The organism is Nostoc sp. UHCC 0251, assembly GCF_034932245.1.
Lineage (GTDB): Bacteria > Cyanobacteriota > Cyanobacteriia > Cyanobacteriales > Nostocaceae > Nostoc.
This window is the reverse complement of sequence record NZ_JAYGHD010000345.1, coordinates 1-22,557: the sequence shown is the minus strand read 5'-3', so window position 1 is coordinate 22,557 and position 22,557 is coordinate 1. Positions and strand designations below refer to the sequence as shown.

Below are 22,557 nucleotides of genomic sequence, written 5' to 3'. Positions count from 1 at the left end.
ATATAAAACCCAAAACCTTGTAGAGACGTAGCACTGCTACGTCTCTACGTGTATTCGATTAGAGCGCAATCTGCTGTATATACATAGTGAGCAGTTATCGAAGGGCAACGAGGCTTTCGCTTAGTTTACACTCAACGTCCAGGAATCAATCATAAAAATATAAAAATTACTTTACTCTTGAAGAAAACTATTTTTACAGAGTGGCACTGTTAAAACTTCGATTCTGATCTTTGGCTCGTAGTGCTATTTGCTGTGGTGCGCTACATCGATTGAGCAATTTTTCTAGTTCTTCGCGTTAGCGCAGCTTACCGTAACCCTATGGGGAAGCAAGCTACGCGTAGCATCTCCTAGAGAAGGTATTGCACTCGCTTAAGGTTAGTGATAGAGCTAATTGTCCCACGTCCTTTGTGGAATGAAACAGCCCTGGCGTAGGGAAGGGGGTTAGGTTTTTGTAAAGGTTCGTATTGAGCAATTCAGAAAATTCATTGCGATCGCTCAATCATGTTAGATTATAGTTTGTTGTTTCTCTTAAACACAAAATTCGAGACTTTCTTACCCATCTCCTCATTGTGGGAATGAAAAAAAAGAACTGAAAAGTTAAGTTTTTTGAAAATTATGTGCAGCAACACATCTATTACCACTAGCTTATATGGCTTACCAGACAAGGTTTAAAGGCATAATTGAACATCATTGTCAAAGAAAAATTAAAAGAATATGAAGTGCATTTTTACCTTCAAAAAAATGATATGTTAGATACAGAATTCAATTTCGTGCGTTTATGGAGTAAAACAATATAGATTACTTCAGTTTTTCACCCTCAAACCCTTGGAATTTCTTGCTTTTGACGCAAATTGAGGGCAGTGTGAGTACACATTTAAATAACCAAAACCCAGTTGCAAGTAGATTAAACTCTTTGCTGGGATTGGGTTGTGGCTGAGTACAAAGAAATCCTGAACCCCTATCTATAAACACTAGAACCCCAATCAAAAAATACTAGAACCCCTACCTGAAAAAAACTTTTTTAATTCTTGTAATGCTTGAAGAATTAGGGTTTTTAGTATTTGAGTACAAACATAATAAATCCAATAAATTCTATCCTAGAGAGACGCAACATCTGGCTGGGAGACGGCTGCTATAAATCTTATATCGCCAATCACCTAACGCTCTGAAACAAAACAAAGCGAAGGGTGAGTGGAGGGATGACATAGCACCATGCCTGAAGTGAAGAGAAGTCGCGGCTGTAAGCACAAATTCTACCCAAGAACCGAACGTTGACACACACCAGCCGAACATCAGATATCTATCGCCTGCCTGACTTGAAAACAAGTCGCCCTCACCCAAGGGTTTGCAGGCAGTGTGGAAGACGCGACTTCAATTCTGGGCATGAAAGAGTAGCAACAGCATCTCCCACAGTGGCAGCCAAGTCCACCGACCTTTTGCGAAACTCAATGACATCACCGTCTACACGACTCCTCAACTCCAACGCTACGGAATCGCCAACCCAAGCAAAATCAGGTGGTTGCGGCTGTGACAGCACCACCAGCACCACCGTGGAAAGGGACGAAAAGCTCCAAGAACGCATTGCTAAACATCCCTGCTACAGCGAAGACGCTCATCACCACTACGCCCGGATGCACGTTGCAGTTGCACCAGCTTGCAACATTCAATGCAACTATTGCAACCGCAAATATGATTGCGCTAACGAAAGCCGTCCTGGAGTAGTTAGCGAATTGCTAACACCAGAACAAGCAGCACACAAAGCTTTAGTCATTGGCGGCAAGATTCCCCAAATGACAGTTGTGGGAATTGCCGGCCCTGGCGACCCTCTGGCAAACCCAGAAAAGACTTTCCGCACATTTGAGTTGATTGCAGAGCAAGCACCAGACATCAAGCTGTGTTTATCAACCAATGGTTTAATGCTGCCAGACTACATCGATCGCATTAAACAATTAAATATAGATCACGTTACGATCACCATTAACATGGTAGATCCAGAGATCGGTGCTAAGATTTATCCTTGGGTTCACTACAGACGCAAGCGTTATAGAGGTCTTGAAGGCGCAAGAATTCTCCACGAAAGACAGATGGAAGGATTGCAAGCCCTCAAAGATGCTGACATCTTGTGCAAAGTTAACTCCGTGATGATTCCCGGAATTAATGACCATCACTTAGTCGAAGTGAATCGAGTCATTCGTGAGAAAGGTGCATTCTTGCACAACATCATGCCATTGATTTCTGCACCAGAACATGGCACACACTTCGGTTTAATCGGTCAACGCGGCCCCACACCCAAAGAACTCAAAGAAGTTCAAGACAACTGCTCCGGTAACATGAAAATGATGCGCCACTGTCGCCAGTGCCGCGCCGATGCAGTAGGATTATTGGGAGAAGACCGCAGCCAGGAGTTTTCCAAAGAGAAATTCTTGGAAATGACTCCAGAATACGACATGGAGCAACGCGCTACCGTTCACGAAGGGATTGAGAAGTTTAAAGAAGAACTTAAAGTAGCCAAAGATAAGGCGCTTGCCGGCAAGAAATTTGCCAACAGTCCTAAAATCTTAGTTGCAGTAGCAACCAAAGGCGGCGGATTGGTTAACCAACACTTCGGTCATGCGAAAGAATTCCAAATTTACGAAGTGGGTGGGGACGAAGTTCGTTTTGTCAGCCATCGCAAAATTGACCAATACTGCCAAGGTGGATACGGCGAAGAGGCTTCCTTTGAGCATATTATGAAAGCGATCGCAGATTGCAAAGCAGTTTTAGTCTCTAAGATTGGTAACTGTCCTCAAGAAAAATTGCAAGAAGCTGGAATCAAGACTGTTGAAGCTTACGACGTAATTGAAAAGGTTGCTTTAGAGTTCTACGAGCAATACGTTAAGGAATTAGGGAATAACGAATAGGGCATGGGGCATAGGGCATGGGGCATGGGATAAGAATTATCCTCAATGCCCTCGCCTAAACCCAATCCTCAATGCCCAATGCCCAATGCCCAAATGCCCCATTCCCAAAAAGGAGAATAAATCATGGCTTACAAAATTCTTACTAGCCAGTGTATTTCCTGCAATCTTTGTCTAACGGTATGTCCCACAAATGCAGTTAAAGTAGTTGACGGACAGCACTGGATTGACCCTGAACTCTGTACAAACTGTATTGGTAGCATTCATACCATGCCCCAGTGTAAAGCTGGTTGTCCCACCTGCGACGGTTGCGTTAAGCAGCCTAGCGATTACTGGGAAGGCTGGTTTGCTAATTACAACCGCGTAGTCGCTAAATTAACAAATAAACAAGATTACTGGGAACGTTGGTTTAACTGCTATTCCCAGAAATACTCGGAACAGTTGCAAAAGCGCCAACCCCAAAAAATGGCAGCAGAAGCTTAAGGGACTTCCAAATAAAAAACACTCAACTTTTCTTGTGGGGTGGGCGTCTCGCCCGCCCGTGACAAAAGGCGGACAAGATGTCCACCCCACAAGATTGGATAATTTATTTCTTGGTAATCCCTAAATAATTCTTAATTCTTAATTGAAGACAACAATGCAAAATAACTGCATCTATCTCGATAATAATGCTACCACTAAGGTAGACCCAGAAGTTATAGAGGTAATGCTACCTTACCTCACAGATTATTACGGCAATCCCTCCAGTATGCATACCTTTGGTGGGCAAGTCGGTAAAGCAGTGAGAACAGCAAGAGAACAACTTGCAGCCATCCTGGGAGCCGATGAGTCAGAAATTGTCTACACAAGTTGTGGTACTGAGGGAGATAACGCGGCGATTCGAGCCGCACTGTTAGCGCAACCAGAAAAGCGACACATCGTCACTACTCAAGTTGAACATCCAGCAGTACTTAATGTCTGCAAACAATTAGAAACCCAAGGTTATAGTGTTACCTATCTATCAGTAAATCATCAAGGGCAGCTAGATTTAGATGAACTAGAAGCTTCCTTGACGGGTAACACCGCCCTGGTGACGATTATGTATGCTAATAACGAAACCGGGACGATTTTCCCGATTGAGCAAATTGGGTTGCGTGTCAAAGAATATGGCGCTATCTTCCATGTAGATGCGGTGCAAGCAGTGGGAAAAATCCCCTTAAATATGAAGACTAGCACGGTAGATATGTTAACCCTGTCTGGTCACAAGTTGCACGGGCCAAAAGGAATTGGTGCTTTATATATCCGGCGCGGGGTTCGGTTCCGTCCCTTCATGATTGGAGGACACCAAGAACGTGGACGTAGGGCCGGAACAGAGAATGTTCCAGCAATTATCGCCTTGGGCAAAGCTGCGGAACTGGAACTGTTACACTTAGAAGAAGCGACTGCAAGAGAAAGAAAGCTGCGCGATCGCCTCGAACAAACTTTACTCGCTAAAATCCCCGATTGTGTAGTTAACGGTGACGTTACGCAGAGATTGCCAAACACGACAAATATCGGCTTCAAGTACATCGAAGGTGAAGCAATCCTACTGTTATTGAACAAATACGGTATCTGTGCATCATCCGGTTCTGCTTGTACCTCCGGTTCTCTAGAACCCTCCCACGTCCTGCGGGCAATGGGCTTACCCTACACAACCTTGCACGGTTCTATTCGCTTCAGTCTTTGTCGCTACACCACAGAAGCCGAAATCGATCAAGTAATAGAGGTAATGCCCAGTATTGTAGAACGTCTACGCGCCCTCTCACCCTTCAAAAATGATGAAGCAGGTTGGTTGCAAGGACAAGAACAAGCACTAGCGCATCGTTAGGGACTGGGAAAAAATGGGAAAAGGTTAAAGGGTAAAGGGTAAAGGAATGATTTTTCCCCTTCCCCCTTCCCCATTACCCCTTCCACTCATAACTCATAACTCAGCACTCAGCACTTAATAATATGTGGGACTACACCGATAAAGTATTAGAACTGTTTTACGATCCCAAAAATCAGGGAGAAATTGAAGAAACGGGCGAAGTTGGAGTTAAGGTTGCAACGGGTGAAATCGGTAGCATTGCTTGCGGCGATGCTCTGAGATTGCACCTGAAAGTGGAAGTAGAATCTGATAAGATTCTAGATGCTCGCTTTCAAACCTTTGGTTGTACTAGTGCGATCGCATCTTCTAGTGCATTAACCGAAATGGTTAAAGGTTTAACCTTAGATGAAGCCCTGAAAGTGTCCAATAAAGACATTGCAGATTACCTGGGTGGTTTGCCAGAAGCAAAGATGCACTGCTCTGTCATGGGACAAGAAGCCCTAGAAGCCGCTATTTATAATTATCGTGGCATTCCTCTCGCTACCCACGATGATGACGATGAAGGCGCATTAATTTGCAGTTGCTTTGGCATCAGCGAGTCCAAAATTCGTCGCGTGATTCTAGAAAATCATCTCACGGATGCCGAGCAAGTAACAAATTATGTAAAAGCTGGTGGCGGATGCGGTTCCTGTCTGGCTAATATCGATGATATTATTAGATCAGTTCAACAGGAATACGCCTCACCTGCTCTCAACAATTACGGCGTACAAGTTGCCACAGAAATTGTTAATTCAAAGCAACGATCGCTAACAAACGTGCAAAAGATTGCTCTAATTCAAAAGGTTCTTGATGAAGAAGTCAGACCCGTACTCATTGCAGACGGGGGAGATGTAGAACTCTATGATGTAGAAGGCGATCGCGTTAAAGTTGTGCTGCAAGGCGCTTGCGGTTCCTGTTCTAGTAGTACAGCAACTCTGAAAATTGCGATCGAAGCCAGATTACAAGATCGTGTCAGCAAGAGCCTTGTAGTCGAAGCAGTTTAGGAATTGCTGTAGGACTTAACGTATTCTACAAATACGCTCTAATATGCATTCAGCCAGGAACAGAAAGTAGGATTTGAACCATATAATTGTCTCCACATCAATGCTTCAATCCTACCGACAACCGATAGCTAAATTAGCTATGACGGCTAACAGCATATAGGCAAAAACATTAAGCGCCTACTTGCAAATTTCATCATCCAACTCGCTTCAAAGGAACAGGATATGAGCACATTGTACGACAACATTGGTGGACAACCAGCTATTGAACAAGTAGTAGATGAACTCCACAAACGCATTGCCGCAGACAGCCTCCTCAGTCCCATTTTTGCTGGTACAGACATGGCGAAGCAACGCAATCATCTAGTTGCTTTCTTAGGTCAAATATTTGAAGGGCCAAAGCAATACGGCGGTCGTCCAATGGACAAAACCCACGCTGGAATGAACCTACAGCAACCACACTTCGATGCGATCGCCAAGCATCTCGGTGAAGCAATGGCTGTGCGTGGAGTGTCAGCAGAAAACACCAAAGCTGCACTAGATCGCGTCACCAATATGAAGGGCGCTATTTTGAACAAGTAATAGGACTTATGCATTGATTGTTGACAAATAACAACATCAAGTCCTATCGAATCTTGCAAGCTGAAACACATTATGACGTATTTGTAAATTGCGTAATTTTCTTTGTTCTTTGTCAAAACAAATGACAAAGGACAAAGGACAAACAACAAAAAGAAAAAAATTTTAACGAGGAAATAGATGTACCTACTGCCAATAATTTGGGCTGTGGAGCGATCGCCCCCAGCAGGCATTTATGCCAACGCTACCAACGATGCTCTACACGCGCTCACTACTGTCGCTCAACTGGCGTGAACGCAACTGACAAACGCACAGACCCACCAACCAACCAATTGCAGGGAAACAAGAACCATGACAGACGAAAACATTAGACAGATAGCTTTCTACGGTAAGGGCGGTATCGGTAAATCTACCACCTCCCAAAACACCTTAGCAGCTATGGCAGAAATGGGTCAACGCATCCTCATCGTCGGTTGCGACCCTAAAGCTGACTCCACCCGTTTGATGCTGCACAGCAAAGCTCAAACAACCGTTCTTCACCTCGCCGCAGAACGTGGTGCAGTAGAAGATATCGAACTCGAAGAAGTAATGCTAACCGGTTTCCGTAACGTTCGTTGCGTAGAATCTGGTGGTCCAGAACCCGGTGTAGGTTGCGCCGGTCGTGGTATCATCACCGCCATCAACTTCTTAGAAGAAAACGGTGCTTACCAAGACCTAGACTTCGTATCTTACGACGTATTAGGTGACGTTGTGTGCGGTGGTTTCGCAATGCCTATCCGTGAAGGTAAAGCACAAGAAATCTACATCGTGACATCAGGTGAAATGATGGCGATGTATGCTGCTAACAACATTGCTCGTGGTGTTCTTAAGTATGCTCACACTGGTGGCGTACGTTTGGGTGGTTTGATTTGTAACAGCCGTAACACAGACCGGGAAATCGAATTGATCGAAACCTTGGCAAAACGGTTGAACACCCAAATGATTCACTTCGTACCCCGTGACAACATCGTTCAACACGCAGAATTGCGCCGGATGACTGTTAACGAGTACGCACCAGAAAGCAACCAAGCTAACGAATACCGGACATTGGCTACCAAAATCATCGAAAACAAGAATCTAGCTATTCCTACACCCATCGAAATGGAAGAACTAGAAGAATTGTTGATTGAATTCGGTATTCTCGAAAGCGACGAAAATACCGCAATGTTGGTTGGTAAGAGTGCTGCTGAAGCTCCTGTAGTATAAATCGCTGCTAAGAAATAACGCTTTAGCACAAGGAAAAAGGAAAAAGGAAGAATCTCACATTTGACCTTTGACCTTTGACCTTTCCCTCTAATCTCCCCCCTAACCTTAGAGGGGACTCCTAGTCCCCCTATGCCCCGATCCTTACGAGTCACAGAGGCTAAATATGACACCTCCAGAAAATCAAAACATCATCGAAGAAAGAAAAGAACTAATTAAAGAAGTTCTAGACGCTTACCCCGATAAAGCTAAGAAAAAACGGGAAAAGCACTTAAGTGTATACGAAGAAGGTAAGTCCGATTGCGGCGTTAAGTCTAACATCAAATCCCTTCCTGGGGTAATGACCGCTCGTGGTTGTGCTTACGCCGGTTCTAAAGGTGTGGTTTGGGGCCCTATTAAGGACATGATCCACATCAGCCACGGGCCTGTAGGTTGCGGTTACTGGTCTTGGTCTGGTCGTCGTAACTACTACATCGGCACCACAGGTATTGATACCTTTGGTACCATGCACTTCACCTCTGACTTCCAAGAAAGAGATATCGTTTTTGGTGGTGACAAGAAACTTGTCAAACTCATCCAAGAACTAGATGTACTTTTCCCCCTCAACCGTGGTGTTTCCATTCAATCAGAATGTCCCATCGGTCTAATTGGGGATGACATCGAAGCAGTTGCTCGGAAGACATCGAAAGAAATTGGCAAGCCAGTTGTACCTGTGCGTTGCGAAGGCTTCCGGGGTGTTTCCCAATCTTTGGGACACCACATTGCTAACGACATGGTTCGTGACTGGGTTTTCACCAGATCCGACCAAGCGAAAAAAGACGGTACACTCAAGTTTGAAGGTACTCCTTATGATGTAGCCATCATTGGTGACTACAACATCGGTGGAGATGCTTGGGCTAGCCGCATCCTGTTAGAAGAAATCGGCTTGCGCGTAGTCGCTCAGTGGTCAGGTGATGGCACAATCAACGAAATGTTGATGACCCCCAATGTGAAGATGAACCTCATCCACTGTTACCGGTCGATGAACTACATCAGCCGTCACATGGAAGAAGCTTATGGTATACCCTGGTTGGAATACAACTTCTTCGGCCCCACCAAGATTGCTGAATCTTTACGGGAAATCGCTTCCAAGTTTGACGAAACAATCCAAGCAAACGCTGAGAAAGTTATCGCCAAGTATCAGCCAACAATGGATGCGGTAATTGCTAAGTACCGCCCCCGTTTGGATGGTAAGACTGTTGCCATCATGGTTGGTGGTCTACGTCCTCGCCACGTTGTCCCAGCCTTCCAAGATTTGGGCATGAAGATGATTGGTACAGGTTATGAGTTCGCTCATAATGACGATTACAAACGTACCACTCACTACATCGAAAACGGCACCATCGTTTATGACGACGTTACCGCTTACGAATTCGAGGAATTTATCAAAGCGCTGAAGCCTGATTTAGTAGCTTCTGGTGTGAAAGAGAAGTACGTCTTCCAAAAGATGGGTCTTCCTTTCCGTCAAATGCACTCTTGGGATTACTCCGAACCTAGCGATCGCTCCTCAACATCATATAATGTAAAGGTTTTTTCGCGGCGAGAGAAATAAAGAGTATATTTCTAGCCTAAATGCAAGTTGTAGGGTTATTTAGGAAGAATCTGTTTTGATGCTTTAGATAGTATAACTCTTATGGAGCCTAGTTTTTATATTTTGCTGGCATTTTACTCAAAGAAAAACTGTAAAATAAAAGACTATTTTAAATAACGATTTTTTAGATTAAAAATAGCTCTACAATTTATCATGCATAGAACTTTTCTTTGTACACCTTTGGTAAAGGCAAGCAGCAGAGACAAACCAAAGCCACCAGAATCTTAGCAGGAAAAGATCATAAGTTAATCTTGGTGTTCTTAAATCAGCAAAAGTTTGCTTAAAGCTGCTAACAAAAAAAATATAGATTGCAAAAATCGCAATAATTGGCAAAATCGACAACACAAGTATTCCAAAATCCCGAATAACTAAGGATTTAAAATTTGGCAGAATAAGCCATTGCGGTGGATTTGACCACAGAAGCTTGAGCAAAAGCGCATATACTCTTGTCAAAATCAAAAACCAGATAAGAGCTAACAGCAATGCAATAGTAGCAACGGCAAAGAAAAAAATCAGACCATTGTTACTTGCGTTACCTGTGAAGACTATAAGACCGCCTACAAGTGAGTAGCGCCAGAATTCAAACGCCAAAACTACGGTTGCACCGAAGTAGGCTGGTATTGCTAACCTAATAGCCATCATCCACGACTTTGAATAAGGTAGCCAACCAGGAAACCAACTTTTATTGCTCATAAACTAAATGTTGGTTTCAAGTTGCGGGTACAAGAATATCTGCTGAATAAAAGTCATTACAATAACTGCTCATCATTTATCGAAAAAATCGTAACTAATTTATGTGATAAGGTCAAAAAAATTATAAAAATAAGGTTAAGAGTGAACGCATTTTAAAATCATATAATGTAAGTTTTCTTAGCGGCGACAAAAAAATAATTATCGCCGCTACCAGTTAAATAACTTAACTAATTGATACAATCATAAGACTTTTTAACATTAATACAAATATCTCTTTTTTTGATCAGATTGCCAGAGACTTGCTCCATAAAATGTCCTCCTTCATAATGGCTTCCCTTTCCGTGGCTGTTTGTTCCCCCAGACCTATGGCTACCGGTGCGGTTAGCTGCGTATGACGGCGTTATAAAGACACAGAAAACAAATAGAAAAATAACACAGATAGCAAGAATTTTTTTCAGATGTTTGCTCATGATTATCAGTTATTTTGTTTATTCAACACCTCTTGTATAACTTTGCATTTTTTCTATAGCATCGGAACTTATACGGAAAGTCACTTAACTTAACCTTGCTCAAAGTCACGGTATATTTAGTTAGAAACTTAGTACCAACCGCACAGCAACGCTAAACATCTTGGCTAAACCACAGCCTGAAACCCTTGCTATCAGTTGGGCATTTTTAATTCACATAAGGCGTATATTATATGTGAGATGGAAAAGACGTAGACTGTTCTTGCGATGTCTGCGACAGGCTTCGCCTACGCCCTCACTCGACAATAAACTAGGCGATGTCTACGACGGGCTGCGCCTACGCATTAAACCGTCCAATCCTCAATTAACAATTCGGGTATCTTGCTGAAATTCCGATGATTGCGTGTTAATAAAACTAATTTACGGGATAGTGCGATCGCAGTAAAAGAAGTAGACTGTTGTAGCGATCACCTCGTTGCAGCACGATGTAAAGCTGTTCTAGACTTAGAAAGATGCTATGCAGTTATCACCATGAGCTATCACGATATTATTACAATTGAACCGGACAAGCGAGGTGGTAAGCCTTGTATTAGACGGATGCGAATCACCGTGTACGATGTTCTAGGCTGGTTAGCAGCTGGTATGTCTCATGGAGAGATATTAGACGACTTCCCTGAATTAACAGAAGAAGATATTAGGGCAAGTCTAGAGTTTGCTGCTGACCGTGAACATCGTTTAGTTGCCTCTCTACCAAACGTTACGCGAACGGCAGGTGGTATTTGAAGCTGCTTTTTGATCAAAATTTGAGTCGCAAGCTGGTAACTCAATTAGCAGACGTTTTCCCTGATTCCAGTCATGTTCAGCTTCATGGGCTGGAAGTGAAGACTGATACTGAAATATGGGAATTTGCTAAAACCAATGACTTTTGCATCGTAACTCAAGATGTAGACTTTGCCGAAAGAAGCCGTTTGTACGGTTCTCCACCTAAAGTTGTATGGCTACGTTGCGGAAATGCACCAACAAAACAAGTTGAATCTCTACTTCGTTCTGGAGTGGAGATAATTCAGGAGCTTTTGAATAATCCAAGTCTGCATTGCTTAGAATTGTACTAAAGCTTTGCGGGGGATTGTCTGTGAGATGCACAAGAAGTAAAGCGTCGTAGACATCGTAGTAAAAGAAGTAGACGTTGTAGCGATCGCTAGTTAAATAACATTTAGGTTACTTGCGATACTCAATCAGACAACAAGATAGCAAAGCCTTCTTGGGTAAAATGTTTATCGTGTGTCAGTACCTCTATGATCTCCAGTTGGCGCATAGTTTGCATAGAAATGCAATCTGTCAAGCTATAGCCTTTATCGAAGCGTTGAGAATAAAGAGCTAGACCAGCTAAAAAGGATTCGCGTGTTTGTGGAATAACTTGAACCCGATCATTTTGCAGAATGCTTTGTGCTAGTTGATATATTCCGCTTCGGGTATATCTACCAGCAGTGGAGAAATAATTTACAAACTCAGTTAGCACCTCATCGGTTGTAATCAGTTTTGTTTGCATCAGCGATTTGTGTATCTCTTGAGTGCGGACGTGCCACGCATCTCGTGGATTAGCAAGCGCTATCCAGTAAAACGTGTCTACAAAAACAGGATTCATGCTGATGTTTTAGGAGTTCCGTAAAGATACTGGTCGTGCTGCTCTGCGCTATCTGTGTGCAAGTTAACAAGTTCTTCAGGAGGAATACTCTGAGCAAATTGCTCGAACTCGTTGAAGAGATTTTGTAAGGAGTTATTTGCTTCAACAGGAGAAGCAATTACTTGAGTGCTATCTGCTTCTTGAATACTATCTTGATTAGAATCTTGGAAGCTAGGTTGCGCCTTTACAGACTGCAAAATGTACAAAATTGCTTCTAGCAGTTCCTCTGGTGCTTGCTCAATTTCTCGAAGAAGTTGCTCTTTCGCTGTCATTGCTGATACCCTCAAGCAAATACCTTAAATCTTACTATTAAGTTTAACTTTTATCACTCTGACCTCATAAAAAAACACTGCATATTTAGGGATTTTATAACTGCGATGTCTACGACGAGCTACGCCTACGCCCTCACTCAGCAATAAACTAGGCGATGTCTACGAATTTGAAGCACATAACAATTAGATGTATGGCTTCAAATAGCAACGCTCACGCCGACTCAAATGATCGGCTAGTTCAGTGAGCCTATTTTGTATATCGTTTGGTAAACTGTCAAACTGATTTGGAAACTCCATTAGAGTCAGAAATCGCTTGCATAGCTTCATACTTTGACGGCACTCATATTTGATTTCTTTGACTTCAACTAATGTTTCAAAAGTTAATGATTCACTTAAACTTAGTGTACTTATGTAAAGGGCAAAAAACGCAGCCTGCAAAGTGTTTGAGGCTTGCCAATAGGAATAATGTATGTTATCATCCTCTCGATAATTGCCAGAAGCAACCATATTAGGGTGAGTATGCTCACTCAGGAATGGAAACATGATTGTATGAACTGCTCGATCGTACTTATACTTACTTCGAGAAACTAAAGTTGATATACCTACACAATAGGGTAAAGTTTCGCCAGTTTCAGTATCTATAACTTGATGTGATAACTTTCGTCCTTTTTGAGAAACTGGATGCTGTAAGCGCCCTGTATAAAGACCAATTTTCTTATGCACAAAATCGTCTATATTCTCTGGATTTTGGATCACATATATGATGTGCAGATAGTTTTCATAGACGCTACGTAATAAGCTCATCGCATCTTCAGGTAGTTGATTCTCAAAGAGAATTGATACAGCCATCAAGCTTTTACATGCTTTGGTAAAACAGTAAAATACATAATCATGTACAACATACTCTTGAGAAAAATTATTGTCCATAATTGCGTCAACTGTGCCATATTCAAAAACAATACTTTGACAAAGATTAATTTGTTCATTGAGCCTTCGTTTGAAAGCTGTTAATAATCTGAGTAGTGCTGTTTTTTTACGTATATTTGACGAGTCTGTGTCAGTCGTTAGGTCTAACTTAAAAAGTGCTGCGACAAGAATTTATTATCAAAATTCGGCTTCTCCACAGGAGTAGGTGTCTATGTAACGCCCATAGATAAAATTGCACATACCTTTCGACTTCTCCCTATATTCAATTATTAGCGAGAAGCTGCAACACAACAGTGATGTTGCTTAATACACTTGAGGGACAAAAAACTGCTCATTGCGGGGGGCGCGAACATAATCTTCAGCCACAGGTCTAGACGGAAGCTCTAAGGGAGGAGGCGTCATATCTTCGTAAGGAACTTTGCTCAACAAATGATGAATGCAGTTGAGCCGCGCCCGTCTTTTATCATCTGCTTCAATGGTAAACCAGGGGGCTTCTGGAATATTTGTGTAAGCAAACATGGTATCTTTGGCTTTGGAATATTCTACCCAGCGATCGCGTGATTCCAAATCCATTGGGCTAAGTTTCCATCGCCTTGCTGGATCGTGACTGCGAGAAAGAAAGCGTTTTTCTTGTTCTTCATCGCTGACGGAGAACCAGTACTTAATTAAAACAATGCCCGATCGCACTAGCATTCGTTCAAATTCTGGGCAAGATTGCATGAATTCTTGATATTCTGCTTCGGTACAAAAACCCATCACCCGTTCAACTCCGGCTCGGTTGTACCAACTGCGATCGAACAAGATAATTTCGCCTGCTGTGGGAAGATGTTGCACGTAGCGCTGAAAATACCACTGAGTTTTCTCACGATCAGAGGGGGTTCCTAGAGCAACTACACGACAGCCACGAGGATTAAGTGGATCGGCAATGCGTTTAATTACTCCTCCTTTGCCGGCAGCATCACGCCCTTCAAAGATGACGACAACCCGATAGCCAGTGTGCTTAATCCAGTATTGCATTTTGACTAGCTCAATCTGGAGTTGCTTTAGTTCAGTTTCAAAAGTCTTTTTGGGAATTTTTTTGGCAAAAGCTTCAGTACTACCATCAAAAATCCGTTGGGATTTTTTAGCTTTTTTCTTGTCTTTTGCCTTTAGTAGGTTTTCTATTAAGCCTGTAGCTGGTTGAGCTAGATCATTCATTATTTTGCTGGGTTTCAACTTCATTAATTGACATTGCAGTGACTCCATGCCATTGAATCGGCATAATTAGAGCTTATCTACCAAGTATATATTTTAATTAATGGTTCTGAGTGTAAATATATATAGATGCTCTGATATATAAGAACCAGTCCTAGACATCACCCTAACTCGCTAGACTAAATGTGGAGTTGTAAAGTAATTAGAAATTATGCCTTATAGTCAGTTTACAAATATCAGTAAAGTTAAAGAAGCTTTCGGCTTAAAAACGCAAGAAGGTGGGAGATTCATTCCTGTCACTGAGCCTATTAAAGCATCTGCTACACTCACGGCATATCTTGGAGAAAGTCTGTCACTAGCTTCTTCAGCAAGTGAAAAAGCGCGTTCTGAAGGAATTATTTACCCAGTATTATTAGAAGTTAGACGGATATTAAATCGGCAAATTAGCTTATTTTCTGGAGAAGATTTTACAGTTGATGAATCAGTTGGGCTTAATGGAATGTGTGATTTCCTTTTGAGCCGATCGCCGGAAGTGCTAGAAATTGAAGCTCCTGCAATTGTAATTGTGGAAGCAAAAAAAGCTGATTTAAGAACTGGTTTTGGACAATGTATTGCAGAGATGGTTGCTGCACAGCGATTCAACGCTGCAAAAAATCATCCAGTTTCCGTAATATATGGTTCTATTAGCAGTGGTACGCAATGGCGATTTCTGAAACTTGAGGAAAATATTGTCACTATCGATCTGATGGATTATCCCCTCCCACCTGTGGAAGAAATTCTAGGAATTTTAGTTTGGATGGTTCAGAGCATTGGGGATATTTGAAATAGCCATGCGATGCTTAACATCATCATAATACTGCGATCACTAACATCTTGAGGTAGTTTAGTTATGGGTTTTTATGCCGCGTTGCTAAAACATTTGAGTTACGTTCCCTCATATCGCTTTTAGTCTAAACTCCAGTCATTAAACAGAGGGAGAAAAGATATTCTTTTTTCCTCCACTGCTCTCTTTGGTGAGTATTTACCCCGATCGCTACGGATTCATCCGAATCAAGTCTGTTAAAATACTATCCAAACTACCGTTCACTTGAATCCGATCAATCTTTTCTGCAATCCGCTCTAATACTTCCAGTTCCTTCAGACGCAATGCAACGGGGTTATCCTCCATCACTTTGGCAGTGTTTAGCATACTGCGAGTAGCAGCCGTTTCTTCTCTACGTCTGACTACATTGGCTTGAGCGGCTTTTTCTGCCTCGACTACCTTACTCAAGATAGTCTTAATCTCACCAGGTAAAATAATATCTTTGACACCTACAGAATCTACTTCAATTCCATAGTCTGCGGCTTTTTGGCGAATATATTCAGAGATGCTTCTATCAATTGCACCTTTATCCTCTAATAAAGCGTCTAAGTTGCGTTCGCCAACTGCACCACGCAAAGCAAACTGTAATTCTTTGTATAAGAACCCGGAAATATCTGATAACCCGTTTTTTGCCCTCAATGGGTCTTGGATGCGGAAGCCAGCCGTCAAATTTAACCGCAGAGGTACTTTATCTTTAGAGAGGATGTCTTGACCGGATACTTCCATATTTTGTAGTCGCAGGTCGATGGTTTCGGTTTGAAAAGAGCGGCCAAATAACCACCAAGCATGTACCCCTGGCGATCGCAATCCTTGAAACTCTTGATTAATGTATACTAGACCAACGTGCTGGGCGGGAACTTGGCAAATATGCAAACAGTTACGACTGAGCAATTTCACTTCTGTTGAACCTTCAACCAATTCAGCCACTAAGCTAGGCTGTAACTGAGCATCCGCGCTGATGTCAAGAATTTCCACTGCAACACCCTGCCAAAATAACTTGCGGCTGGTGGGTGGCAAAATAGAAATCACTTTACCTCGATATCGCACAATTGCAACTTGCGAAGACAGTAATTGCACGGTTTCACAGTAGGCAGCAATAAAATCAGGGTGTTTTTCAATGAGTACATCTTCGAGAGGAAAATCTGGGTTAGGGATAATCCGGCTGAGAGTCCTGACTGTTACATCTCTATTTACCGACCAAAAAGCATACTCTCCTGGTTCTAGAGGTCGCACAAAATTATTTTGCAGATATAGTAAACCAATCTCATACTCTGAGATTTGAAACTTTTTGAGTCCATTCAACGTAACTGAGCGCAATTCCTGCACAAAGGAAGCAGGCAATTCTAAACTTTCTTCCAAATTGAAAAGATAAGATTCTACCTGAATAAAACCACGCCAAAAAGCTATCAATTGATTTGGTGCAACGCTTACCCAATTCTGACCGTAGCGGACTAAAGCAACTTGGTTAAATGCGGTTCTGATAATCAATAAATGTTGTTGCAGTTCAGTCTGATGATTTCGCAACAACAGTTCTAGGTTTTCAATCTGAGCTTGTGGCTGGTTGAGGTCATAGGCTTTAACTTGCCAATGCCGACCAAAATAAGTATGTGTACCGGGCTGCAAAATTTTCTTAAAGTCACTGCGATGATATAAGATGCCGATTTCGTTAGGTTTGATATAAAATGTTTCCCACATAGTAATTTGCATAGATAATTTAACCGATACATTAGGTAAGCTATGCGATGCCTGCGGTGTTCTCGTTGCGATCGCAACTAGCTAAAAAGATTTGCTCAAGACATTTATAACCTTCCTTGAACTCAAATACCACCTATTTTCTTACAGCTTCAGTACTAGAGTTCTTGGAGTTTGCAACCTTGTGGAAAAAGGCTAAAGGATTTATTTTAACTATTTGTACTACTATAATACTACAAAATATTTTTTAACTCTGCAAGTGCAAGTGTTTACAGTTTAGGTGTGGGCAAAAACTTCTCCAAAGCTGGATTAAGATTGCTGTTACTATTCTCAGACTGCTCAATGGCAATCTAGAAAAAAGAACCGCGCTCAAATATACCGTTCAATTTACCAATCTAGAATCCTGAAGGAAAACTAGATGTAGAAAACGAAGGGACATACTCAAGTTAGGGAGAAATGCAGTTGCGCTTACTCCTTGACTGTGGCTGTCGGTCATCGCCCTTACGAGTGATGACCGACAGCAAAACACTTGCACCGCAGAGTTGAGAAAATGAGGGGTCTCGAATCTGTTGAGATTCGTACCATATTGGCTACTGTGACAGAGTAGTGTCTTTTAACCCGGACAGGGTTTTGGGTGAAAGTATAGGAATCGAACCTACAACACATCGATTATGAGTCGATTGCTCTACCAGTGAGCTAACTTCCTGGAGTTTGATACAGGAGTCGAACCTGTGACCCTTCGATTATGAGTCGATCGCTCTACCAACTGAGCTAATCAAACGATGGTATAGTTTAAAGGACTCGGCGGTATACGCTTATGCAAAAGCTTGGCGCACCAGTTAGGCATATAGAACCTAAACCATAGCTTTGTAACTTTGTTACTATCCCGCTCCAAATTTAGCATATTGGAAATTGTAGGTGTAGCCTTAAATATTGTCTGACTTAAGTCGCAACATGTCGCGCATAAAAATCACCAGTCTTAGATAAGTTTGATGAAATTCCTTTTCGCTGTTGAACTGGTGACTTTCATAAAAAACATTGTTACCAGTTGATATTTCAAGAATATCCATCTCACAAGCTCCTGACTCCGAAACCGTTACTCTACCGAGATGTAATAAACTCTCAAAGTCAAGACACATAGCTGGATTATCACTAGATTTACAGTAAGTGAGTGTATATTTCAGGCGATAAGCAGCGAAACGCGATCTTAATCCTGATTGAAATCGATCAAAACCTCGTTCTGAAATTAGCTGTGTTAGTGGATTTAGACTCATTCCTTATATTGAAAGCGAGAGTATTATTAATTTGCCCCAACTCCGCAAAAAATAAGTAGCTCAAAGTCTACGATGAGCTACGCGCCTCAATTTGATAGATGCTGACGATTCCTTGTTGTAGCTCAGTCTGGGAAAGCCAGACCAGTCATAGGGTCACGGATATACAACCCTAATGTCAGACTACGCATTGCTTCATCCCAAACGGGTATTAGTTGTTCTGCTTGATCTGCCCAATAATCGAATGTAATCAAGCATTGAACATTCGATCCCAAACCAATGCAAGTCCGTGAAAAAGCTTCCCGTGGTTCTTCCTGAGTATCAATGAACTTTATCTCTGTCCAGACAATTCTGGCGGTTTGGCGCTTGATGGTAACAATTTCTCCCCTAGCAATGACGTTGCGACTGTCGTCTTCCATGATTTTCTTCAACGTGGACTTTAGGGGAAACTGGCTCCAGTCATTGGGTGGTAGGCGATTGAAAGATACTTCTAGGCAGCAATCATCGTTAGGTGGTTTTTTATCGAGAAACTTGAAAGATTTTTCTTGTGGCTCTAAAACCCAATCCTGAGGAACATTCAAGCGAACAGCGCCTCTATCTGCTACAAAGATTTTGTAGCCTGATGGAGATTCCCAGCGATGGTCAGGTTTTAGTTCAAGCGTTTCTTTAATCCACTGGAGATTGCTTTTTTTACGCTTTGCCATAGTGTTTCTGCATTTTCTGCTGAAGAGGGCGTCACCGATAACGGTAGCGAGTCCAGCGAGCGTCCGCAGGAGCGTTACAGCCCGTCGTAGACACTGCCTTTTTTGTTAATGTTATCAAATTGCTAGGATTTTGAATAACTCTTATATTAAATAAAATTTTAAAAATTTTATATCAAGAAATTTAAGGTAACTGTAACGTTGTGATTAAACTTTCAGCTTTTAACATTAAAATCTTAGCAGCAGTGTTCATGGTTATGGATCATGTATGCTATTCGCTAATGCCAGAGTTCGTCATCTTGCACTTTATTGGGCGATTGAGCTTTCCCCTTTTTGCATGGCTTTTAGCTAAAGGCGAAAAACACACCCGAAATGTATACCGCTATGGGGGCAGACTATTAATTACAGCGATTATATCTCAGCCAATCTATAGTTTTGTCTTTCAGAGGTCATCATTTAATATTCTTTACACGCTTGTTCTTGGACTTGTGATGTTGCGCTTAATAAGGCGTTACCCGCAATTATGGCAGCAATTAATAATTATTGGATTGTGTGCAGTAGTTGCCGAGAACTTGGGCTTTTCCTATGGAGCTTATGGGATTGGAGTAATTTTTTTGATGTCCCTTACAGACAAACTAAAGCCCAGAATATGGTTGCTCTACTGGTGCATCTTGCACTTTTTTAGTTTAGTAATACTATCTATGCTTAATATATTTCAAGGTTGGGCAATTTTCGCAGGTTTCATTGTTTTTCAATTCAATGGTAAACCAGGTTCACGAGCTAGATGGTTCTATGTTTTTTATCCGGCTCATTTAATAATTTTAGCTACAATAAATTATTTAATTCATTCCAGGTAGAATTGAAAATTTTATCAGCTATGTCTACAAAGGTTTACATCTAATCTCACTTTGTTAATATTATCAGATTTTTTATTCCTTTGGACAAGTATCAGATACATCATTTATTACAATACGCTTGGGTTAAGACTAAAAACTAAAACTGGCGTAGGTTGGGTTGAGGAACGTAGCAAGATCCCACAGGGTAACCCAACATTATCAAGACTTTGTTGGGTTTCGCTACCGCTCAACCCAACCTACAGCTAGAGATAAATCTACTGCAACACATACAGCAATTAAAAAAACTAATTTAAGCAATTAGTAAATTCTATTTTTATTACCGAAAAACTTAAAAGCTTAGATATATCTATATAGATAGATGCTATATAGTTAAATACCTTCCTTTAGGAGGTTAGATTTTTCAGGAAAATACTTTTACTAAACTATAAATTTAAAAAAAATAGTAGATATACATTTCATTCAATGATATTCATCAAATAAATTTTATAAATCTTAGTCTTTTGTTAACGTTTACCAACTATGATGTCAGAGTAGTGAATGATAATAATTCGGATTTGGATATCTAGGAATAATTGTGTCATTGAGGAAAAATACCCTAGATTTATCCCCCTAGCTGCAAAATGTAGCCAAAACCAACCACTCATTAGGTAAATCTTTAAGGTAATAAGCATGACTTATAGTATCGAATCTGCACGCAATATTTTCTCTAGCACTCAAGTGGCAGATGCTGTTCCAGCCACTACAGCAATGTTTGCTAAACTCAACATTGACGATCAACTGGCATTTCTCTGGTATGCCTACGCTGAACTAGGTCGGACAATTACTCCAGCTGCTCCTGGAAAAGCAAATCTGCAATTAATGGAAGGTATATTCAACGACATTAAGCAGATGTCTCATGAAGAACAAACGCAGTTAATGAGAGATTTAGCAAGTAATGCTGACACTCCCATCAGCCGTTCTTATGCATACTTTGGTGTCAATGCTAAATTGGGATTTTGGTGGCAGTTAGGAGAGTGGATGAAACAGGGTATCGTCGCTCCTATGCCAGCTGGCTATCAAATGTCAGCTGAAGTTAAAGCAGTGCTAGAAGCTGTTCAGAAAATCGATCAGAGTCAGCAAATTACTGTACTACGCAATACTGTAGTAGATATGGGATTCGATCCGTCTCTGGCTGATAGCAAACAAGCAGAAGTCATAAACTTTAAGTTTCCACGTGCATCACTAAGTCCCCAATTTACTATTGAGGGAGTTACAGAACCAACAGTGGTAAAATACATTGAAGCCATGAATGCAGATAACTTTGAAGCTGCTGTTGCTTTATTTGCTAACAATGGTGCGCTGCAACCACCCTTCCAAAAACCAATTGTTGGTCGAGAAGCAATCACTGCCTACCTAAGAGATGAGGGACAAGGGTTAGTGATGAAGCCAACTAAAGGCGTTTCGGAAACTATAGAAGATGGTTACACACAGCATAAAGTTACTGGTACGGTCGAAACTCCTTGGTTTGGAGGTAATGTTGGGATGAACATTGCTTGGCGATTTTTACTCGATCCTCAAGGTCAAATTTACTTTGTGGCTATTGATTTACTTGCTTCTCCCAAAGAACTGCTTAACCTAACTCGCAAGTAAAATTTCTTTGTTTTAATACAAAAGCAATTGTGCTTGTCTAAGATGATGTTTTAAAAGGGTCTTTTGCTGTCATAGTTAGCAAAACAAAGCATTTTAGTACATAGCTAAAACCTTAACTTAGCATTGTACTTTACCCAGGGAGAACTGCAAAATTATAACTTTCGGAACTTTTAAAACATCTTCTAAACGCCATAACGATCATCAAATAAAATCTAAATTAAAGCTCGGTTCACTTAGAATCGAGCTTCAGTCAAATTTAGGTAAACTATTGTAAGTTGGCTGTTTACTCAAATAAACTTAAACCACGTCCCCCAATTCAAAGGCTGGAGTAGAAACGCGGATAATCGACGATATTAACCTTTTGGTAAATAGGGTATGCTTCCTGCAACATCAGTGTCGTCAATTATATGAAATCTGCTGATACTACCATCCTGACGAGCTTTACGATATTTTGCATAGGCTGGATCGTTAACAAACGCTTCCACTGCCTCCATAGAAGGAAATTCTATCAAGGCAACTAACGTTGTTTTTAATCCCTCGCCTTCAATAGTCGTAATATTGCCACTGCGGGAAAGGTATTTTCCTCCATGATTATGTACAATATCGTGAACATTTGCTGCATAGTCCGGAATCCAGGCATCATCAGTAACTTTAACGTCTGCGATTAAATATACAGCCATGATGGTTCTCCTTTAATTAGCTGACTATATTTGCTGAGAATTCTTTCAAGACAATAACTCTATCAACAAAAATGTATAGATTTAATTTCTTGGTATTAATAACTTTTGTTGCAGCTATTTTTTCAGTTTCAAAAGTTGCTAAATGACGTTTGAGAGTTGTTTCATTTAGCATGATTTTCTTTTTGCCTTCTGTTTGTTCCAAAGGAAGCGACACCATTAAGCAAAAAATGACACATTCATACTGACAGCATACTTATACAATTCTAGCACTAAAACAAACGCTCTTCTGCGATTTATACGATGGTCACTGCGATGCCCTGAGCTTGTCTTTGTAACACTTTGTGGAAGCAAGCTATGTGGAGCGTCTGTCTGCGACACGCTGCGCGTTTGCGTAGCATCCCGCAGGGAACGTAGA

General features: G+C 41.4%; 23 protein-coding genes and 2 tRNA genes. 12 read left to right on the top strand and 13 right to left on the bottom strand.

Going from position 1 to position 22,557, the window contains the following annotated elements:
* The first annotated feature begins 1,448 nt into the window (after positions 1–1,448).
* The 7 genes from nifB (at position 1,449) to nifD (ending at position 9,174) form a co-directional block, all read left to right on the top strand.
* Positions 1,449–2,900, top strand: a complete 1,452-nt coding sequence (gene nifB, locus VB740_RS29150; RefSeq protein WP_323203326.1) for a nitrogenase cofactor biosynthesis protein NifB — start codon at positions 1,449–1,451, stop codon at positions 2,898–2,900.
* Positions 2,901–3,023: 123 nt separating this feature from the next.
* Positions 3,024–3,380 carry an indolepyruvate ferredoxin oxidoreductase subunit alpha gene (locus VB740_RS29145; RefSeq protein ID WP_323203324.1) on the top strand — a complete coding sequence of 119 codons (357 nt, stop codon included), beginning with the start codon at positions 3,024–3,026 and terminating at the stop codon, positions 3,378–3,380.
* A 154-nt stretch (positions 3,381–3,534) separates the two neighbouring features.
* Positions 3,535–4,743 carry a cysteine desulfurase NifS gene (gene nifS, locus VB740_RS29140; protein WP_323203323.1) on the top strand — a complete coding sequence of 403 codons (1,209 nt, stop codon included), beginning with the start codon at positions 3,535–3,537 and terminating at the stop codon, positions 4,741–4,743.
* A gap of 122 nt (positions 4,744–4,865) precedes the next feature.
* Complete coding sequence (gene nifU, locus VB740_RS29135) at positions 4,866–5,765, top strand: Fe-S cluster assembly protein NifU (RefSeq protein ID WP_323203322.1); 900 nt, start codon at positions 4,866–4,868, stop codon at positions 5,763–5,765.
* A 222-nt stretch (positions 5,766–5,987) separates the two neighbouring features.
* Positions 5,988–6,344, top strand: a complete 357-nt coding sequence (locus tag VB740_RS29130; protein WP_323203321.1) for a group 1 truncated hemoglobin — start codon at positions 5,988–5,990, stop codon at positions 6,342–6,344.
* Between the two features lie 348 nt (positions 6,345–6,692).
* Positions 6,693–7,586 (top strand): nitrogenase iron protein, encoded by an 894-nt coding sequence (gene nifH, locus VB740_RS29125; protein ID WP_323203320.1) that lies wholly within the window; start codon positions 6,693–6,695, stop codon positions 7,584–7,586.
* A gap of 163 nt (positions 7,587–7,749) precedes the next feature.
* The gene (gene nifD, locus VB740_RS29120; protein WP_323203319.1) at positions 7,750–9,174 is read left to right on the top strand and encodes a nitrogenase molybdenum-iron protein alpha chain; all 1,425 of its coding nucleotides are present in this window, start codon (positions 7,750–7,752) and stop codon (positions 9,172–9,174) included.
* A 180-nt stretch (positions 9,175–9,354) separates the two neighbouring features.
* Here the strand turns inward: nifD and VB740_RS29115 are convergent, their stop codons facing one another.
* Complete coding sequence (locus VB740_RS29115) at positions 9,355–9,906, bottom strand: hypothetical protein (protein ID WP_323203318.1); 552 nt, start codon at positions 9,904–9,906, stop codon at positions 9,355–9,357.
* A gap of 998 nt (positions 9,907–10,904) precedes the next feature.
* Between VB740_RS29115 and VB740_RS29110 the strand changes: the two genes are divergently transcribed.
* Positions 10,905–11,156, top strand: coding sequence for a DUF433 domain-containing protein (locus VB740_RS29110; protein WP_094349937.1), 252 nt, complete (start codon positions 10,905–10,907; stop codon positions 11,154–11,156).
* Positions 11,153–11,485 carry a DUF5615 family PIN-like protein gene (locus tag VB740_RS29105; RefSeq protein WP_323203317.1) on the top strand — a complete coding sequence of 111 codons (333 nt, stop codon included), beginning with the start codon at positions 11,153–11,155 and terminating at the stop codon, positions 11,483–11,485. The genes VB740_RS29110 and VB740_RS29105 overlap by 4 nt, the downstream gene beginning before the upstream one ends.
* A 119-nt stretch (positions 11,486–11,604) precedes the next feature.
* Here the strand turns inward: VB740_RS29105 and VB740_RS29100 are convergent, their stop codons facing one another.
* From VB740_RS29100 to ppk2, 4 genes are all read right to left on the bottom strand, one after another.
* The gene (locus tag VB740_RS29100) at positions 11,605–12,018 is read right to left on the bottom strand and encodes a type II toxin-antitoxin system VapC family toxin (RefSeq protein WP_323203316.1); all 414 of its coding nucleotides are present in this window, start codon (positions 12,016–12,018) and stop codon (positions 11,605–11,607) included.
* Positions 12,015–12,329: a hypothetical protein gene (locus VB740_RS29095; RefSeq protein WP_323203315.1), complete on the bottom strand. Its 315-nt coding sequence runs from the start codon at positions 12,327–12,329 to the stop codon at positions 12,015–12,017. Before VB740_RS29095 ends, VB740_RS29100 begins: the two co-directional genes overlap by 4 nt.
* Before the next feature lie 183 nt (positions 12,330–12,512).
* Positions 12,513–13,256 carry a DUF5677 domain-containing protein gene (locus VB740_RS29090; RefSeq protein WP_323203314.1) on the bottom strand — a complete coding sequence of 248 codons (744 nt, stop codon included), beginning with the start codon at positions 13,254–13,256 and terminating at the stop codon, positions 12,513–12,515.
* Positions 13,257–13,559: 303 nt separating this feature from the next.
* The gene (ppk2, locus tag VB740_RS29085) at positions 13,560–14,453 is read right to left on the bottom strand and encodes a polyphosphate kinase 2 (protein ID WP_323203313.1); all 894 of its coding nucleotides are present in this window, start codon (positions 14,451–14,453) and stop codon (positions 13,560–13,562) included.
* Positions 14,454–14,661: 208 nt separating this feature from the next.
* On the opposite strand from ppk2, the gene VB740_RS29080 reads away from it, so the two are divergent.
* The gene (locus VB740_RS29080) at positions 14,662–15,273 is read left to right on the top strand and encodes a hypothetical protein (RefSeq protein WP_323203312.1); all 612 of its coding nucleotides are present in this window, start codon (positions 14,662–14,664) and stop codon (positions 15,271–15,273) included.
* A gap of 210 nt (positions 15,274–15,483) precedes the next feature.
* Here the strand turns inward: VB740_RS29080 and VB740_RS29075 are convergent, their stop codons facing one another.
* From VB740_RS29075 to VB740_RS29055, 5 genes are all read right to left on the bottom strand, one after another.
* Positions 15,484–17,007: a slipin family protein gene (locus VB740_RS29075; RefSeq protein WP_323203325.1), complete on the bottom strand. Its 1,524-nt coding sequence runs from the start codon at positions 17,005–17,007 to the stop codon at positions 15,484–15,486.
* 628 nt (positions 17,008–17,635) lie between these two features.
* Positions 17,636–17,710: transfer RNA gene (locus tag VB740_RS29070), tRNA-Met, on the bottom strand.
* A tRNA-Met gene (locus VB740_RS29065) sits at positions 17,710–17,785 on the bottom strand. Before VB740_RS29065 ends, VB740_RS29070 begins: the two co-directional genes overlap by 1 nt.
* Before the next feature lie 145 nt (positions 17,786–17,930).
* Entirely contained in the window at positions 17,931–18,278 is a 348-nt protein-coding gene (locus VB740_RS29060; RefSeq protein WP_323203311.1) for a hypothetical protein, read from the bottom strand.
* A 122-nt stretch (positions 18,279–18,400) separates the two neighbouring features.
* Complete coding sequence (locus tag VB740_RS29055; RefSeq protein WP_323203310.1) at positions 18,401–18,979, bottom strand: hypothetical protein; 579 nt, start codon at positions 18,977–18,979, stop codon at positions 18,401–18,403.
* Between the two features lie 200 nt (positions 18,980–19,179).
* Here VB740_RS29055 and VB740_RS36895 point away from each other — a divergent pair, with 200 nt between their 5' ends.
* Together VB740_RS36895 and VB740_RS29050 are read left to right on the top strand one after the other, a co-directional pair.
* Positions 19,180–19,833: a TraX family protein gene (locus VB740_RS36895; protein WP_416290855.1), complete on the top strand. Its 654-nt coding sequence runs from the start codon at positions 19,180–19,182 to the stop codon at positions 19,831–19,833.
* A 669-nt stretch (positions 19,834–20,502) separates the two neighbouring features.
* Positions 20,503–21,462 carry an orange carotenoid protein N-terminal domain-containing protein gene (locus tag VB740_RS29050; RefSeq protein WP_323203309.1) on the top strand — a complete coding sequence of 320 codons (960 nt, stop codon included), beginning with the start codon at positions 20,503–20,505 and terminating at the stop codon, positions 21,460–21,462.
* Positions 21,463–21,815: 353 nt separating this feature from the next.
* Here the strand turns inward: VB740_RS29050 and VB740_RS29045 are convergent, their stop codons facing one another.
* From VB740_RS29045 to VB740_RS29035, 3 genes are all read right to left on the bottom strand, one after another.
* Complete coding sequence (locus VB740_RS29045) at positions 21,816–22,142, bottom strand: DUF1330 domain-containing protein (RefSeq protein ID WP_323203308.1); 327 nt, start codon at positions 22,140–22,142, stop codon at positions 21,816–21,818.
* Between the two features lie 16 nt (positions 22,143–22,158).
* Positions 22,159–22,344 (bottom strand): hypothetical protein, encoded by a 186-nt coding sequence (locus tag VB740_RS29040; RefSeq protein ID WP_323203307.1) that lies wholly within the window; start codon positions 22,342–22,344, stop codon positions 22,159–22,161.
* A 14-nt stretch (positions 22,345–22,358) separates the two neighbouring features.
* Positions 22,359–22,557 (bottom strand): hypothetical protein (locus tag VB740_RS29035; RefSeq protein WP_323203306.1); only part of this gene is annotated, 199 nt, incomplete at its 5' end.